The sequence below is a fragment of the Pseudomonas fluorescens genome, from assembly GCF_041354075.1.
GTDB classification, from domain to species: Bacteria; Pseudomonadota; Gammaproteobacteria; order Pseudomonadales; family Pseudomonadaceae; genus Aquipseudomonas; species Aquipseudomonas fluorescens_CE.
In genome coordinates this window covers 99,756-115,662 of record NZ_JARZGC010000002.1, presented here as the reverse complement: position 1 = coordinate 115,662, position 15,907 = coordinate 99,756, and the positions used below count along the sequence as shown (strand labels likewise).

Below are 15,907 nucleotides of genomic sequence, written 5' to 3'. Positions count from 1 at the left end.
GAGCGAGCAGGCTCCGGGCGGCGATCCGACGATGGAGTCACGGACACTGAGGAGTGTCATTCAGCCAACATCATCGTTGGCGACCATCGCGAGCATGCTCGCTCCTATAGGGGGAAATGCACCGATCAGTTGTTATTCAAATCCACCTGCTTCGTCTCACGCAGGCAGAGCATCCCCACCACCAGGCTCACGGCCGTGATCACCACCGGGTACCAGAGACCATAGAAGATGTCCCCGGTGTACACCACCAGCGCGAACGACACGGTGGGCAGGAAACCACCGAACCAGCCGTTGCCGATGTGATACGGCAGGGACATCGAGGTGTAGCGGATACGGGTCGGGAACAGTTCGACCATCAGTGCCGCCAGCGGGCCGTAGCACATGGCACTGATGATGATCAGCGCGACGATCAGCGCCACGATCATGGTTTTGTTGATCGACTGGGTGTCGGCCTGGGACGGATAACCGGCCAGGGTGATCGCGCCACGCAGGGCTGCTTCGTCGTAGCCTTCGAGTTTCACGTCGCCGACGCTGACCTGCACGCCGCTGCCGGCCGGTGCGGCTTCGCTGCTGTAGGGCAGGCCCTGTTTCACCAGGAAGGTCTTGACCTTGTCGCAGGGGCTGTCGAATTTCGCTTTGCCAACTGGGTCGAACTGGAAGGTGCAGGTGGCGGGGTCGGCCAGAACGGTGATCGGGGCCTGGCGGCTGGCCTGGTCGATGGCCGGGTTGGCGTAGTGGGCCAGGGTCTTGAAGATCGGGAAGTACAGCACGGTGGCCAGCAGCAGGCCGAGCATCAGCACCGGTTTGCGACCCACCTTGTCCGACAGCCAGCCGAAGAAGATGAAGAACGGCGCGCCAATGGTCACGCTGATGATCAGCAGGCTGTTGGCCAGCGCCGGGTCCATTTTCAGGAACTGGGTGAGGAAAAACAGTACGTAGAACTGCGCGGCGTAGAAGGTCACCGCCTGCCCGGCGTTGATGCTGAACAGGGCGATCAATACGACCTTGAGGTTTTCCCATTTGCCGAACGAGTCGCGCAGCGGCGATTTGCAGAGTTTGCCTTCCTCTTTCATTTTCACGAAGGCAGGCGATTCGTGCAGGCTCAGGCGAATCCAGGTGGAAATGCCCAGCAGCACGATGGAAAACAGGAACGGAATGCGCCAGCCCCAGACTTCGAACTGATCGCCGGTGAAATAGCGGCAGCCCAGCACCACCAGCAACGACAGCAGCAGCCCGAGGGTGGCGGTGGACTGGATCCAGCTGGTGTGGAAGCCGCGTTTGTCGATCGGCGCGTGTTCGGCGACATAGGTCGCGGCGCCCCCGTACTCGCCCCCCAGGGCCAGGCCCTGCAGCATGCGCAGCACCACGAGGATGATGGGCGCGGCAATGCCGATGCTGGCGTAGGTCGGCAGCAACCCGACGCAGAAGGTCGCCACGCCCATCAGTACGATGGTGGCGAGGAAGGTGTATTTACGCCCGATCATGTCGCCCAGACGTCCGAACACCAGGGCGCCGAACGGCCGCACGATGAAGCCGGCGGCGAAGGCCATCAGCGCGAAGATGAACGCGGTGGTGTCGTTGACCCCGGCGAAGAACTGCTTGCTGATGACGGCCGCGAGGGCACCGTAGAGGAAAAAGTCGTACCACTCGAACACCGTCCCGAGGGATGAGGCGAAGATGACTTTACGGGTATCGCGGCCGATGTCGGCGCTGCGCGTGACGTTGAGCGGCTGAACATGTTCTGACATATCGGTTCCCTCACAGTGATTGTTTTTGTTGTTTCCACTGTCGGCACCTGCCTTGTGGGCGGGTGCCGCGTCTTACAGATGCATGTGATCCTGTAGGAGCGAGCATGCTCGCGATGGAGGTAGTGTCACCGCGGGGAATCAGGTCTCCCGCGTTATCGTTGACCTCCAACGCGGACAAGTCCGCTCCTACAGGGTTTCGTGCTCCAGTTCAGTAACGGGTAATGCCGTCCTATCCCATTCAAGAATCATCTGCGCCGCCTTCTCGGCAATCATCAGCGTAGGCGAACAGGTGTTGCCCGAGGTGATTCTCGGCATGATCGAAGCGTCGGCGACCCGCAGGCCCGCAATCCCGTGGACCTTGAGCTGCGCATCCACCACTGCGTCCGCGTCATTGCCCATGCGGCAGGTGCCGACCGGGTGAAAAATCGTCGTACCGATGCGGCCGGCGGCCTCGTGCAGTTGTTCTTCGCTCTGCAGACTTTCACCGGGCAGGTATTCCACGGGCTTGAACGCCCGCAGGGCCGGAGCGGCGACGATGCGTCGGGTCAGGCGGATCGCATCGGCGGCCACGCGCAGATCCTCCGGGTGGCTCAGGTAGTTGGGCTGAATCAGCGGCGCCTGCTGCGGATCGGCCGAGCGGATGTCCACGCGACCACGGCTGTGCGGGCGCAGGTCGCAGACCGAGGCGGTGAAGGCGGGGAAGGGGTGTAGCGGCTCGCCGAAGCGTTCCAGTGACAAGGGTTGCACATGGTATTCAAGGTTGGCCGATGCCTGCTCCGGCCCCGAGCGGGCAAACGCCCCGAGTTGGCTCGGCGCCATCGACAGCGGCCCGCTACGGTCATACAGGTAGCGCAGGCCCATACCCATCTTGCCCCAGACATTGCCGGCAATCTGGTTCAGGGTCCGGGCGTTTTCCAGCTTGTAGATCAGCCGCAGTTGCAGGTGATCCTGCAAGTTGCCGCCGACGCCGGGCAGCGCATGCGCCACGCCAATCCCCAGTTTTTCCAGGAGCGGGCGAGGGCCGATGCCGGAACGCTGCAGGATGCCCGGTGAGCCGACGGCGCCGGCACACAGGATGATTTCCCGGCGGGCCCTGAAACTTTTTGCCTGGCCTTGCCAGCGGGCACTGACCGCCGAGGCCCGGCCGTTTTCCAGCAGGACGCGATCGACTTCCACCTCGGTCAATACGGTTAGGTTGGGTCGCTGGCGGATCGGTTTGAGGAACGCCTTGGCGGCATTCCAGCGAACCCCGCCTTTCTGATTGACCTGGAAGTAGCCGCAGCCTTCGTTGTCGCCCTGGTTGAAGTCTTCGATGCTGGCGATGCCGCTTTGCTCGGCGGCGCTGCGAAAGGCATCGAGAATCGGCCAGGACAGGCGCTGGCGTTCGATGCGCCATTCGCCGCCGGCGCCGTGGAAAGACGATTCACCGGCGAAGTGGTTTTCACTCTTCTTGAACATCGGCAGGACGTCGTTCCAGTTCCAGCCAGGGTTGCCGTCGGCGGCCCAGCCATCGTAGTCGCCGCGCTGGCCGCGCATGTAGATCATGCCGTTGATCGAGGAGCAGCCGCCGAGCACCTTGCCTCGCGGATAACTCAGCGCCCGGCCCTGCAGGCCCGGTTGCGCTTCGGTCTTGAAGCACCAGTCGGTACGCGGGTTGCCGATGCAGAACAGATAACCCACGGGAATATGAATCCACGGGTAATTGTCGCGGCCACCGGCTTCGAGCAGCAGCACCCGATGTTGCGGATTGGCCGACAGGCGATTGGCCAACAGGCAACCGGCCGGCCCGGCCCCGACCACGATGTAGTCGAATTCATCAAGGGAAGTCTGCATCCCTGACCTCTGTTTTTGTTCTTGTTGCAGGTCATCCTAGTTGTTAGCTTTCGTTAAAAGAATGTTTGTTTTTGCGCAGCCGCTGTGCGTTATTGAACAGCTTGGCCATGGGAGGGCTTCATGTTCGACTGGAATGACCTGCGGTTTTTTCTCGAGCTCCAGCGCAGCGGGCGTTTGCTCACGGCTGCACGCCGCTTGAACACGACGCACGCCACCGTGGCCCGGCACATCGAGGCCATCGAAAAGAGTCTGGGCAGCGCGCTGTTCGTCCAGCATGCCCAGGGCTATGAACTGACGCCCGCCGGCGAGGCGCTGCTCAAACATGCCGAGGCCATGGAAAACGTCGCGCTGCTGGCCGAGGAGGAAATCACCCAATCCACCGCGCCGCTGGGCAAGATCCGTGTCGGGGTGACCGAAGGGCTGGGCATCATGTTTCTGACCAGCCGCATGAACGGGCTGTTCGAACGTTATCCAGGGCTGGAGGTGGAACTGGTGGCGGTGCCGCGATTCGTCAGCATCCTCAACCGCGAAGCGGAAATCAGCATCCATCTCGAACGGCCGTCGGCCGACATGCTGGTCACGCGCAAACTGACGGATTACCGGTTGGCGTTGTACGCCAGCCAGGCCTATCTCGACCGGGCGCCGCCGCTGCGCAGTCGCGAAGACCTCGGCCGCCATGCCTGGATCGGTTATGTCGACGACCTGCTGTTCAGCCAGGAACTGATGTTTCTCAACAGCTTCTGCCGCAACCCCCAGGTGGTCTTTCACAGCACCAGCGTGATCGCCCAGCAACAGGCGGCGCGCGCAGGCATGGGCATTGCCGTGCTGCCCTGTTACATGGCCAGTGCCGACCCTGAGCTGGTGCCTTTGTTGCCGGATGAAAGCATCCTGCGCAGCTACTGGATCAGCACCCGCCGCGAACTGCACAAGTCCGTGCGGCTGCGGGTGATGTGGGATTATGTGGTCGAGCTGTGCGAACGCGAACAGGCGCTGCTGCTGGGCGCAGAGCCCACGTAGTTGCCCGCATGCTCTTCTGTAGGAGCGAGCATGCTCGCGATGGACGTCAACGATAACGCGGGTAACCTGACACCCATTGTTGTCTGGGAGTACATCGCGGACAAGTCCGCTCCTACAGGGGCTGTGCTGCCTCAGGGCAGAATCTCGAACGCCGTGCTCGCCAGCCGCTCGCCATTCACCAGAACATGCACCGCATGCCGGCCTGCATAATGCCGGCGGGTGGTCAGTTCCTTGATGTGCTGGCCCCGTGTGACGAGCTCGTGTGCCTTGCCCGGCAGGGTCAGGGCCTTGAGCTTGAACACCTTCGCCGAGGTGCTGCCGTTGGCTTTCACGTAATCGATGGCGTAGTCGATCACCAGTCGCTGGCTGTTCTCTACCCTGGACTTGAGCGTGAACGACAGGCTGATTTTCTCCCCGAGCTTGATGACCGCCGGTGTGACCTTCAGGTCGGTAATCTCGACTTCGGGCTTGCCGCCGGCGCCGATGATCGCCAGGGCGCGCGGATTGCCCTGCTTGATCAGGCTGCGCAGCGCGTGCCTGGCGATCCACGCGGTGTGTTTGTTGTCCAGTGACCAGCCTTCGAGGGTGTCCAGCACCCAGTCGGGGTGATCCTTGGTGATGTCGTTGAGGTGGTTGGCCACCGACTTGCGCACATAGAGGCTGTCGTCGGCCTTGAGGTTGTCCAGTATCGCGGCCGCCAGGCGTGGGTCGGCCTGAACCTGCTCGAGCCGAAACGACCACGGCAGGCGCGGCCGGCAACCCTCGCTGGCGAGGCGCCGAACGTGTTCGTTTTCGTCCAGCGACCACGCCTGCATGACGGCCAGGGTGCGCTCGAAATCACTGCGCAGGAAAAAACGGATGGCGAATTCCGCCGAGCCGAAGGTGGTGAAGTACTTCAGCGCCTCCATGGACGACTCGAAGGCATGGCGGCCGTAGGTCGCGACGTAATGCGGCAGCGAGACGCTGACGAAGCCGCTGTTCAGGCGCGGGGCAAGGGCGCGCAACACCTCGAGCGAAGCTTCGTAGCTCAACGGCAGTGTCGCATGCAGGCATTCGCTGACCCGCGCCATGCGCTGCATGATCGACAGTTCGGCCAGCCCCTCGTTGGCCATCTTCAGGAAGGCCTTGGCGTTGAACGTCGGGTAGACGGCTGTCATCTCGGTGGCGATGTGCTCGAGACGCTCGGCGTTGAAGATTTCCTTGAGGGCCGGAGCGGGTTGGTCAGTTGCCATGGGTTGTCCTTGAAAAATGCCGTAAACCTGTGTGGGAGCGAGCCTGCTCGCGATGGCGGCCTCAAGCATGCCTCAGTTCTTCGCCGACTGCTCCTCAAGCTGATCCGACTCGAACAGCTTCGCCAGCTCCGCCCGCGCTTCCTGCGCCGTTTGCAACACCTTCGCCGCATCGTCATACACCGCATGCTGGGCTTCCAGCACCTGTTCGTCGTGGTGTTTGAAGCGCTTGATCCGCGCATCGGCCTGCGCCTGGGTCAGGCCCAGGCCGACCAGGGTGCGCCGGCTCATTTCCAGGCTTGAGTAATAGGTTTCGCGAATCGCCTCGGCGCCCAGGTCGACCAGACGGTGCACGTGCTGACGGTTCCGGGCGCGGGCGATGATCTTGATGTGCGGGTACAAGCGGTGCACCACCTCGGCGGTCTTGATGTTGGCGTCCGGATCATCGGTGGCGATGATGAAATACTCCGCCTGTTCGACCTTCGCGGCGCTGAGGATTTCCGGGCGCATCGGGTCGCCGTAGAACACCGGTACACCACCAAAGCTGCGCGACAGCTCGATGGTTTCCACCGAGGTGTCGAGGGCCACGAACTTGATGTTCTGCGCCCGCAGGATACGGGCGATGATCTGGCCCATCCGACCCATGCCGGCAATCACCACGCGGGGTTCGTCGGTGTCGATCTCGCGGAATTTTTCCGGCACCACCACCGGCTGCACCTTGGGGCTGACCAGTCGCGCACACACCAGCAGCAACAGCGGCGTCACGGCCATGGACAGGGTGATCGTCAGCACCAGCAGGTCATACAGGCGAGCTTCGAACAGGCCTTGATCGCGACCGATCTTGAACACCACGAAGGCAAATTCACCGCCTGCGGCCAGCACGATACCCAGACGGATCGCGCTGACCTTGCCCAGGCCACCGGCCAGTCGGCCCACCACGAACACCAACGGCAGCTTGATCGCGATGAGCAACAGGGTCAGCCCCAATACGATGATCGGTGCGCTGAGCAACAGGCTCAGATTGGCGCCCATGCCCACGCTGATGAAAAACAGACCCAGCAGCAGGCCCTTGAAGGGTTCGATCTGCGCTTCCAGTTCGTGGCGATATTCGGAGTCGGCGAGCAGCAACCCGGCGAGGAAGGCGCCCAGCGCCATGGACACGCCGACCAGATCCATCAGCCACGCGGTGCCAATCACCACCAGCAAGGCCGTGGCTGTCGAGACTTCCGGCAGCCCGGTGCGGGCGACCACACGGAACACCGGCCGCAGCAGGTAGCGCCCGCCAATCACGACGACGGCAATACTGCCCAGCACCCGCAGGCCATGGTTCAAGTCCTCGGCGGCGCTGGTGGTGTGATCGCCGCCCGCCAGCAGCGGCACCATGGCGATCAACGGGATCGCGGCGATGTCCTGGAACAACAGGATCGCGAACGCCAGCCGGCCATGGGGGCTGGTGAGCTCCTTGCGCTCAGCCAGGCTTTGCAGGCCGAACGCGGTGGACGACAGGGCCAGGCCCAATCCAAGCACGATGGCGCTGTTCAACGGCTGGCCAAACAGGAACAGCGCGACCACGCCGATGATCGAGCCGGTCAGCAGCACCTGCGCAAGGCCCACGCCAAACACCGACTTGCGCATCACCCACAAGCGCCGTGGCGACAACTCGAGGCCGATGATGAACAGCAGCAACACCACGCCCAGTTCGGAAATATGACTGACGCTCTGCGGGTTGCCTACCAGCCCCAGCACCGACGGTCCGATGATCACGCCGGCAAACAGATAGCCCAGCACCGCCCCCAGTTGCAGGCGCTTGGCCAAGGGGACGGTGAGCACCGCCGCGAACAGAAACACGACAGCGGCTTGTAACAGGTTGCCTTCATGGGGCATGACAAAACTCCAGAACTCGGTGGGGCGGGGGCGCGCAAGGATAAAGGGTGAAACCCGGTGCGTCAGCCACTGCCAATCCCTGCAGGAGCGGGCGTGCCCGCGATGGCGGCAGCCGAGGCAACACAAATCCAGTTACATTCTGCATTAAAAAGTTACATTCATAGGATAAACTGATCAATCTTCCAACGCCCCGAGCCTGCCGCAATGGCCATCAATTTCGACCTCAACGACTTGCAAGCCTTTCGTGCCGTGGTCGAACAGGGCAGTTTCCGCAAGGCCGCCGACGCTGTGCGCATCTCCCAGCCCGCCCTGAGCCGGCGCATCGAGAAGCTCGAAGACGCCCTCGGCGTCAGGTTGTTCGAACGCACCACGCGCAAGGTCAGCCTGACTCAGGCCGGACGCGGTTTCATGCCCAGCGTCGAACGCCTGCTGGACGACCTGGACGTCGCATTGCTGGGCATCAGCGAAGTCGCCTCGACCCGACTCGGACATGTCACGGTCGCTTGCGTCCCGTCGGCGGCCTACTACTTCATGCCCCGCGTCGTCGCCCATTACCACCGCCAGTTTCCGCGGATCAAAGTCAAGGTCCTCGATTCCAGCGCCCACGATGTATTGAGCGCCGTGGTCAATGGCGAAGCGGATTTCGGCCTGAGCTTCATGGGCACCCTGGAAGCTGAAGTGGACTTCGAGCCGCTGGTGCAGGAGGGCTATGTCGTTGCCTGCCGCCGCGATCACCCACTGGCCGGACGCAGCAGCGTGACCTGGGACGAGTTCTACCGGCAGGATTACATCTCGCTGGACAAGACCTCGGGCAACCGCTTTCTGCTGGATCAGGCGTTGACCGGCATCGTGCCGCAGCGCCAGAGCATCTGCGAGACCCGACATGTGACGACCATGATCGGTCTGGTGGAGGCGGGTCTGGGGGTGGCGGCCGTGCCGCTGATGGCCATGCCGGCGGCGGATCACCCGATCCTGACCCGGGTGCCGTTGACTGATCCGCAAGTGATGCGCAGTGTCGGCATCATCAAGCGCCGGGGCCGTACGTTGACCCCGGCGGCGCTGGAACTGGAGCGCCTGGTGGTGCAGATGAAGGTCGAGGTCAGCGAGTGACCGAATCCAGCCCCGTCGCTTTGACATCGGCCTGCGCCGCAGGCGATGCCAGGTAGTCCAGCAGCGCCCTGGCTTGCGCCGGATGTTGTGCGCCGACCGGGATGCCGGCGGCGAAACGGGTGACCGACTGCAGCGACTCCGGAATCTTCGCCACGAAGCTCACCCCCGGCACCGGCAGCAGTTCACTGACCTGCTGGAAGCCCAGTTGATAGTCGCCAGTGGCGACCACCGAACCCACCGGGATTTTCGGCACCATCGTCGACTTGGGTTTCAACTGCTCTTCAATGCCCAGGCGCTTGAACAACTGATTCTCGATGTACACCCCGCTGGCACTGTCGGAGTAGGCGACGGATTTCGCCTCAAGCAGGGTTTGTTTCAGGCCCGCCTCAGAGCTGATGTCCGGTTTCGCCGCGCCTTCGCGCACCACCATGCCGATTCGTGAATCGGCCAGTTCGACGCGGGAGGCCGGGTCGACCTTGCCTTGCTTGATCAGGTCATCGAGGGCGTAGCCGACCATGATCACCACATCGGCTTGCTCGCCACGGGCCAGGCGATTGGGGATGGCTTCCGGCGCCTTGCCCATCGAGGGGCCGAGGGCGGTGTCGAGGGTATTGCCGCTGGAAGCGGCGAACTTCGGGCCGAGGACTTTGTAGGCGGCTGTAAAGCCGCCCGAGGTCATGACGCGGATTTCTTCGGCCTGGGCCGTGCTGCCCAGGGCGAAGCTGGCGGCCAGCGCCAGGGCGGCGATGTTCAAACGTGCATTCATGTTCTTTTTCTCGAAAGGGGCGGGTTCAGGACATCGCCGGTTGCAGACGGCCACTGGCGCGGCGATAGAGGTACAGCGTCGCGCACAGTGCACAGAGCGCGGCAAAGCACATCCAGTAGCCGGGCGCAGCCTTGTCACCGGTGTACTGAATCAGGAAGGTGGAGACCGCCGGGGTGAAACCACCGAACACCGCCGTTGCCAGGCTGTACGCCAGGGAAAAGCCGGCGACACGTACTTCGGTCGGCATGATTTCAGTCAGCGCCGGGATCATCGCGCCGTTGTACAGACCGTAAAGGAACGACAGCCACAGCAGCACCAGCAGCATGTGGACGAAGCTGGGCGCATTCACCAGCCAGGTCAGCGCCGGGTAGGCCGTCGCCAGGGTCAGCAGCGCCATGGCGATCAGCACCGGACGTCGCCCCACGCGGTCGGACAATGCCCCGCCAATCGGCAGCCAGAAGAAATTCGACACACCCACCAGCAAGGTCACCAGCAACGCATCCGAGGTGCTCAGGTGCAGCACGGTCTTGCCGAAGGTCGGTGCGTAGACGGTAATGAGGTAGAACGCGGTGGTGGTCAGCGCAACCATCATCATCCCGGCCAGCACCAGCGTCCAGTTCTGCGCCAGCGTGCGGAACACATCGCCCATGCGCGGGCGCTGCTGGCGTTTGGCGAACTCTTCGGTTTCTTCCAGATTGCGGCGCAGGAAGAAAATGAACGGCACGATCATGCAGCCCACGAAGAACGGAATACGCCAGCCCCAATCGGCAATCGCCGCCGGCGCCATCCACTGGTTCAGTGCGTAACCCAGGGCGGCGGCGACGATAATTGCCACTTGCTGGCTGCCCGACTGCCAACTGGTGAAAAAGCCCTTGTTGCCCGGCGTGGCGATTTCCGCGAGGTACACCGACACGCCGCCCATTTCCGCACCAGCCGAAAAGCCCTGCAGCAAGCGGCCGATCAGCACGATGGCCGGGGCAAACAGGCCGATGGTTTCGTAGCCGGGCACCAGCACGATCAGGATCGTACCGCTGGCCATGATCGACAGCGTAACGATCAGGCCTTTGCGCCGACCCACGTCATCGATGTAGGCGCCGAGCACCACCGCGCCCAGCGGACGCATCAGGAAGCCTGCGCCGAACACGGCAAAGGTCATCATCAATGAGGCGAATTCGCTGCTGGCCGGGAAGAACACCGCCGCGATCTGCGTGGCGTAGAAGCCGAAAAGGAAGAAATCGAACTGTTCGAGAAAGTTGCCCGATGTCACTCGGAAAATGGCCCCGGCGCGGGAACGCCCGGAAGGGATTGCTGCAGTCATCGACCTGTACTCCACCGCTGTTATGACGTGCACCGCCGAGTCGCGGCGCACGGTTCTTATTGGGGCGAATGGTGGAGCAGGGTGATCGATATGTTAATTGCATTGTTGGCATGGATTGATGCACCTTCTTGATCAATGCAATTTCGAGGAATGATTGAGCAGCCGCGCAGTCGGAGTTCAGTACCCACTGATACGAGGTTTATCCATGATCAACAAAACACTGATTGCCAGCTTTGCGCTTATGGCCGGTTTCGCCGCCGTCACGCCGATCGTTCAAGCCGATGAACCGCAGAAAACCGTCCAGCCTGGCGCCACCAACAACCGCGAACTGGTGGTCGGGGACCGTGCACCGGATATCTACCAGCGCAGCGAAAAAGCCATCACCAACTGGAAAGCCAAAGGCCTGAGCGCGCCCAAGGCCCAGGCACAATGGGTTCAGATCAACGGTAAATACATGATGGTGCTGGTCACCAACGGCACCATCCTGGATATCACGCCCGTGGAGCGATAAACGCGCGGTTGAAGTCAGATGGCCTGCTGCGCACCCAGGCGATACTGATTGTTGCCGCTGCGCTTGGCCTCATACATCGCCAGGTCGGCGATGTGGATCAGGCGGTCCATGCTGGGCGCGTGATCGGGAAAGATCGCGACGCCCATGCTCGTGCCGATGTGACGGTGCTCGCTGCCGATGGCGATGGGCGGCGAGAGTTCGACGAAGATCTTCTGGCAGATCACCCGGGCCTCGTCCTGCAGGTTGCCGGCCTGCGGCAGGCCCTGGAGGATGACCACGAATTCGTCGCCGCCGATGCGCGCCACGGTGTCGGTGGCGCGCAGGACGCGTTTCAGGCGCGTGGCCATGGTCACGAGCACGCGGTCCCCGGCGGCGTGGCCGAAACGGTCGTTGATGGCCTTGAAACCGTTGAGGTCGATGAATACCAGTGCGACTCGCGTATCGCTGATTCGCGCCTGTTCCAGCGCGTCGCAAAGCCGCTCTTCAAGCACCAGACGATTGGGCAGGCCAGTCAACGGATCGAAGTGGGCCAGGTGCTGCAAGTAGCTGGCGGAAGCCTTTTCCTCAGTGATGTCACGTACCACGCCCATCATCTTGATCGTTTCGTCATGGGCGTTTTTCACCACATTTCCGGTCTCGCGTAACCAGCGGATGGTGCCGTCGGGCCAGATGACGCGGTACTCCTCGTCATGATTCTCGCCGGTCTCCAGGCAACGCACCTCGCCGGCCCGCACCCTTTCCCGGTCCTCGGGGTGCACGCAGCTGCAAAATAGTGCGTAGGAGGGCACGACTTCGCCGATCTTGAACCCGAACATGCCGAAGATCGCATCCGACCAGTACAGGCGCTCGGTGTCGACATCCCAGTCCCAGGTGCCGATGCGAGCGAAATACTGGCTGCGCTTGTAACGTTCGACGTCGCCTTTCTCGCGGCTGGCTTGTCGTTCCGGCAAACCCGCCAGCAGCGCTCGGCATTCGCTCAACTGCCTGCGCAGCGAACGCTCGCGCCAGATCAACAGGGCGACCAGGAACACCACCATGGCGGCAAGTGCTGCGCTGATCCAGATGTAAACAGGTGCCATCATGGCGAGCCATCATTGCGGGTCATTGCGCTAATGGTAGACCAGACACCTGCGCAATTGCAGCTACGGCGCTGTCGGAATCCGCCCTGGAAGTGCACGTGACAGGTCGACAGTCATGGGCACAGGCTCATCGGCTCGGTTGGATGGATTGCCTTTGACGAAAAATTCTGCGAAAACCTGCGTCCGCGCCCGCCGCTGGGTGACAGTGAATGAGTAAACGCATGAACAACGAACTGCAGATCATCGACATCCAGCCGGGTGACGGCAAAACCGCCGTCAAAGGCGCGCTGATAACCACCCAGTATCGCGGCTGGCTGGAAGACGGCAGCGAATTCGATTCTTCCTACAGCCGGGGCAAACCCTTTCAGTGCGTGATCGGCACCGGGCGAGTGATCAAGGGGTGGGATCAGGGGATCATGGGCATGCAGGTCGGCGGCAAGCGCAAACTGCTGGTGCCGGCGCACCTGGCCTATGGCGAACGCAGCATGGGCAAGATCACGCCGAATTCGAACCTGATTTTCGAGATTGAATTGCTTGAAGTGCTGACGCGGGATGATTGAGTGCGTCATTGCATGGACTTGATCACTGATTTGCATTTACCCAATTGAGCACGGCCGGTGCTTTGCTGAGTTCAGGCGAACGTCTCGATATCGTCCAGGGTGTCCGCGACGACGCCTTCCAACTTGGGAAATCTGTGCTTTGCATTAGAGAGGGCGCCAAGCACAGTTTCGTTGTCAAGCTTTCGACATCTGCGCACCAGATGGCCCAATGCTGTGATCGCCGATGCTGCAACGGCTTCGGTCTCACTTGCCAGAAAATCAATGCAGACGTTCTGGGCCCAGATTCGGTCTGCCTCGTTCAGGCCGATGGAGGTCAATGCTGAAATGACATTGGCTTCCACGCCGCTGGCTAGCAGCTTTACTGCTTCATCGTGGCTCATCGACGGATCTCGATAGGTCAGGTTCATTTGCTGGCTCCCAGAATCTTGCCTTTGGTGTCGGTTTTCCTGGTTTTGATCAGTGCATTTTTCATGTCCTGATGAAGCTGATCCCACGACCTGACGTGGCCGTGATAGACGTCTCCTCCTGTGCGGTCGAATACCACGAATTCATCGGTCGCTTCATCGACGCCAATCCTTCGTGGTGAGGTCGATTTTACCTGGACCGAGTTGTCCAGGGTTGTCTGTCCGTTTGCAGGACCTTTGCTTTTGACTGGGGTATCTGTTTTACCGTGATAGCTCGCGGCGTCGAAAGTCAGACTCAGGACAATATAGAGTGGCTTGATCCCGGAGCCGGCGGGAAACACGAGAATAAAATCTTTGTACTCTGGAGGATAAATCGGGTCGACGATAATGTTATCCGCCTGCTGAGTAGTCGGATAAACCCATATGTGTGGGGTTCGTGGCGCACCTTCGAGCGGTGGAACCCCTGAACTTCGGGAGGGTGAAGTGGATGGCGTCCAAATCAGTGATACGCCATTGCCAAACTCGGCAACCTGTCGTGAATCCTGCTTTACGAACTGCACTACGGGGACCCATTCCCAGTCACTGCGACTTTGCGTGTGGAATGCATAGCCTTTGAGTGAGCCGTCAGGCTTTTGCTCGACATGCAACCTGACCCGAGTTCGACCTCTTTCAAGGGCCTTGAGCTGCTCCTCTGTATACAGGGCGCTGTCGCCAATGCTCGACGGCCAGAGCATCGCCACTATTCCCAAAAGTGCGCCAGCAATTACGCCGCCTGAAACCGCGCCGGCAGTGCCTGCGGCACTTGCGCTAGCGCCGGTGGTGGCTACGCCGCCTACAGCCAACGCTCCCATCTCAACAGGCAAGGGGCTTCCGCCGATTGTTCTTAGAGCCATCTCTCCCGCTGAATTCGATTCCCGTCCACCCAGCAAGCAAAATGAACCGAAGTCGGTGAGTTTTTCGACGGGAACAAACCCGGACGGGTTGTTATGGTTGAACACGCCTTCGGACAGGTTGCAGCTTTTGGCGAACACGCATCCGTGAGGAGGGACAAACTCTTTATTTGGAGAACGCCGTGTCAGGCGCTCTTCATAAGCTTGTTGTCGAGCCATCATCTCGTCATGGGACTTTTGGCGGGCCTCCCGTTTCGCCAACTCTGTGGAATTCAAATAACGATAGGTGATGTGATGTCCGTCGCCTGTTGGTGGATTTTGAATCCGAGGCACGTCTTTTCCATGAGCCATGAGCGTCCTTTTCATCGCATGAGAAGGATGCGGACGCTAAATCAAAGGGCTTCTGAAAGATGTAGGACTGGTCTGAATTTTGGCCGCGATCCATCCTGAGGTTTGATTGAGCGCTAGGCCTGAAAGGTGTCACGGTAGGCATAGAGCCCTGGCGTTCCGCCGGTCATGACGAACAGTACGTTGTCGTCTCGGCGGAAATGCCCTTGCCGCAGGTCAGCCAGCAGGCCGGCGAAGGCTTTGCCGGAGTACACCGGGTCGATCAGCAGGCCTTCGGCGCGGGCCATCAGGCGCACGGCGTCCTGCATGGCGTCGGTCGGCAAGCCGTAGCCGTCGCCCAACTGGCTGCCGTCAATGACGATGTCATTGGTCGCGAGGTCGCCATGGTTGTCCAGCAGCGCCAGGGTGTCGCGGGTCAGGTTCAGGGTGCGCGTGGCCGAAGACTCACGGTCCGAGAGCACCGAGTAGGACTTGACGATCGACGTGCCGCGTCCCAGCAACTGGAAACCGGCGGCCAGCCCGGCGTGGGTGCCGGCGCTGCCATTGGGCACCACGACCTGATTGAAGGTGGCGCCGAGCTCGGACTCCTGGCGCACGATCTCTGCGGCGCAGCGGGCATACCCCAGGCTGCCCAGCGGGGTCGAGCCGCCCATGGGGATCACTTTTGCCTGACGCCCGGCGTCACGCAACTGCGCGACGCGCGTTTCAGCCAGGGCGAGTGCGTCGCTGCCCGCGTTTCGCACCTGTAGTTCGGCGCCGAACAATTGATCGAGCAACACGTTGCCGTTGAATTCGTAATCGACATCGGTCTTGGGCACCGAGCGGGTCAGGATCAGTTCGCAGGCCATGCCCAGGCGTGCACAGGCCGCTGCGGTCAAGCGTGCATGGTTGGACTGGACGCCGCCGACGGTGATGATCGTATCGACGCCGGCCTGCTGCGCCGCGCCGAGGTGGAATTCCAGTTTGCGCAGTTTGTTGCCACCGCCGCCCAAAGACATGTGGTCGTCACGCTTGAGGAACAGGCCAATGCCCTGCTGGTCCAGACCGAGCAGCCGTTCCAGTCGTTCGGCCCGTTGGATGGGGGTCGAGCCTTGCAGCAGGTCAACTCGCGCAAAAGCGTTCAGGGGCTTGTCCAGTGGGGTGTGCATCGATGGTGCCTCGTTGGCCTGTATTCATGTGACTGTAGGGAGAATGGTGAAGGTGATAAACG

The 15,907-nt window shown here is 61.6% G+C and carries 14 protein-coding genes; 4 read left to right on the top strand and 10 right to left on the bottom strand.

All coding sequences use genetic code 11. From position 1 onward, the window contains the following. Positions 1–125 precede the first annotated feature (125 nt). Together QIW53_RS02815 and QIW53_RS02810 are read right to left on the bottom strand one after the other, a co-directional pair. Positions 126–1,748: an MFS transporter gene (locus QIW53_RS02815; protein ID WP_371048177.1), complete on the bottom strand. Its 1,623-nt coding sequence runs from the start codon at positions 1,746–1,748 to the stop codon at positions 126–128. A 186-nt stretch (positions 1,749–1,934) separates the two neighbouring features. Beyond that, on the bottom strand, positions 1,935–3,581 hold the full coding sequence (locus QIW53_RS02810; protein WP_371048176.1) for a GMC family oxidoreductase: 1,647 nt from the start codon (positions 3,579–3,581) through the stop codon (positions 1,935–1,937). Positions 3,582–3,701: 120 nt separating this feature from the next. Between QIW53_RS02810 and QIW53_RS02805 the strand changes: the two genes are divergently transcribed. Further along, positions 3,702–4,598: a LysR family transcriptional regulator gene (locus tag QIW53_RS02805; RefSeq protein ID WP_371048175.1), complete on the top strand. Its 897-nt coding sequence runs from the start codon at positions 3,702–3,704 to the stop codon at positions 4,596–4,598. 131 nt (positions 4,599–4,729) lie between these two features. Here QIW53_RS02805 and QIW53_RS02800 read toward each other — a convergent pair whose 3' ends face one another. Next, positions 4,730–5,830, bottom strand: a complete 1,101-nt coding sequence (locus tag QIW53_RS02800) for a DNA alkylation repair protein (RefSeq protein WP_371048174.1) — start codon at positions 5,828–5,830, stop codon at positions 4,730–4,732. 72 nt (positions 5,831–5,902) lie between these two features. Then, positions 5,903–7,711: a monovalent cation:proton antiporter-2 (CPA2) family protein gene (locus QIW53_RS02795; RefSeq protein ID WP_371048173.1), complete on the bottom strand. Its 1,809-nt coding sequence runs from the start codon at positions 7,709–7,711 to the stop codon at positions 5,903–5,905. A gap of 204 nt (positions 7,712–7,915) precedes the next feature. Here QIW53_RS02795 and QIW53_RS02790 point away from each other — a divergent pair, with 204 nt between their 5' ends. Next, positions 7,916–8,821 carry a LysR family transcriptional regulator gene (locus QIW53_RS02790; RefSeq protein WP_371048172.1) on the top strand — a complete coding sequence of 302 codons (906 nt, stop codon included), beginning with the start codon at positions 7,916–7,918 and terminating at the stop codon, positions 8,819–8,821. Here the strand turns inward: QIW53_RS02790 and QIW53_RS02785 are convergent. Together QIW53_RS02785 and QIW53_RS02780 are read right to left on the bottom strand one after the other, a co-directional pair. Next, the gene (locus tag QIW53_RS02785; protein WP_371048171.1) at positions 8,811–9,587 is read right to left on the bottom strand and encodes a substrate-binding domain-containing protein; all 777 of its coding nucleotides are present in this window, start codon (positions 9,585–9,587) and stop codon (positions 8,811–8,813) included. The genes QIW53_RS02790 and QIW53_RS02785 overlap by 11 nt on opposite strands. A gap of 25 nt (positions 9,588–9,612) precedes the next feature. After that, the gene (locus tag QIW53_RS02780) at positions 9,613–10,905 is read right to left on the bottom strand and encodes an MFS transporter (RefSeq protein ID WP_371048170.1); all 1,293 of its coding nucleotides are present in this window, start codon (positions 10,903–10,905) and stop codon (positions 9,613–9,615) included. Between the two features lie 205 nt (positions 10,906–11,110). Here QIW53_RS02780 and QIW53_RS02775 point away from each other — a divergent pair, with 205 nt between their 5' ends. Then, positions 11,111–11,416 carry an RcnB family protein gene (locus tag QIW53_RS02775; protein WP_371048169.1) on the top strand — a complete coding sequence of 102 codons (306 nt, stop codon included), beginning with the start codon at positions 11,111–11,113 and terminating at the stop codon, positions 11,414–11,416. A gap of 14 nt (positions 11,417–11,430) precedes the next feature. Here QIW53_RS02775 and QIW53_RS02770 read toward each other — a convergent pair whose 3' ends face one another. After that, positions 11,431–12,453: a diguanylate cyclase domain-containing protein gene (locus QIW53_RS02770; RefSeq protein WP_371048433.1), complete on the bottom strand. Its 1,023-nt coding sequence runs from the start codon at positions 12,451–12,453 to the stop codon at positions 11,431–11,433. A 263-nt stretch (positions 12,454–12,716) separates the two neighbouring features. On the opposite strand from QIW53_RS02770, the gene QIW53_RS02765 reads away from it, so the two are divergent. Continuing rightward, positions 12,717–13,055 carry an FKBP-type peptidyl-prolyl cis-trans isomerase gene (locus QIW53_RS02765; RefSeq protein WP_371048168.1) on the top strand — a complete coding sequence of 113 codons (339 nt, stop codon included), beginning with the start codon at positions 12,717–12,719 and terminating at the stop codon, positions 13,053–13,055. Positions 13,056–13,126: 71 nt separating this feature from the next. Here the strand turns inward: QIW53_RS02765 and QIW53_RS02760 are convergent, their stop codons facing one another. The 3 genes from QIW53_RS02760 to QIW53_RS02750 all read right to left on the bottom strand — a co-directional run bounded on the left by QIW53_RS02760 (position 13,127) and on the right by QIW53_RS02750 (position 15,845). Then, the gene (locus QIW53_RS02760; protein ID WP_371048167.1) at positions 13,127–13,462 is read right to left on the bottom strand and encodes a hypothetical protein; all 336 of its coding nucleotides are present in this window, start codon (positions 13,460–13,462) and stop codon (positions 13,127–13,129) included. Further along, on the bottom strand, positions 13,459–14,700 hold the full coding sequence (locus QIW53_RS02755; protein ID WP_371048166.1) for an S-type pyocin domain-containing protein: 1,242 nt from the start codon (positions 14,698–14,700) through the stop codon (positions 13,459–13,461). Before QIW53_RS02755 ends, QIW53_RS02760 begins: the two co-directional genes overlap by 4 nt. Before the next feature lie 113 nt (positions 14,701–14,813). Next, positions 14,814–15,845: a D-cysteine desulfhydrase family protein gene (locus tag QIW53_RS02750; protein WP_371048165.1), complete on the bottom strand. Its 1,032-nt coding sequence runs from the start codon at positions 15,843–15,845 to the stop codon at positions 14,814–14,816. Positions 15,846–15,907: the final 62 nt, after the last annotated feature.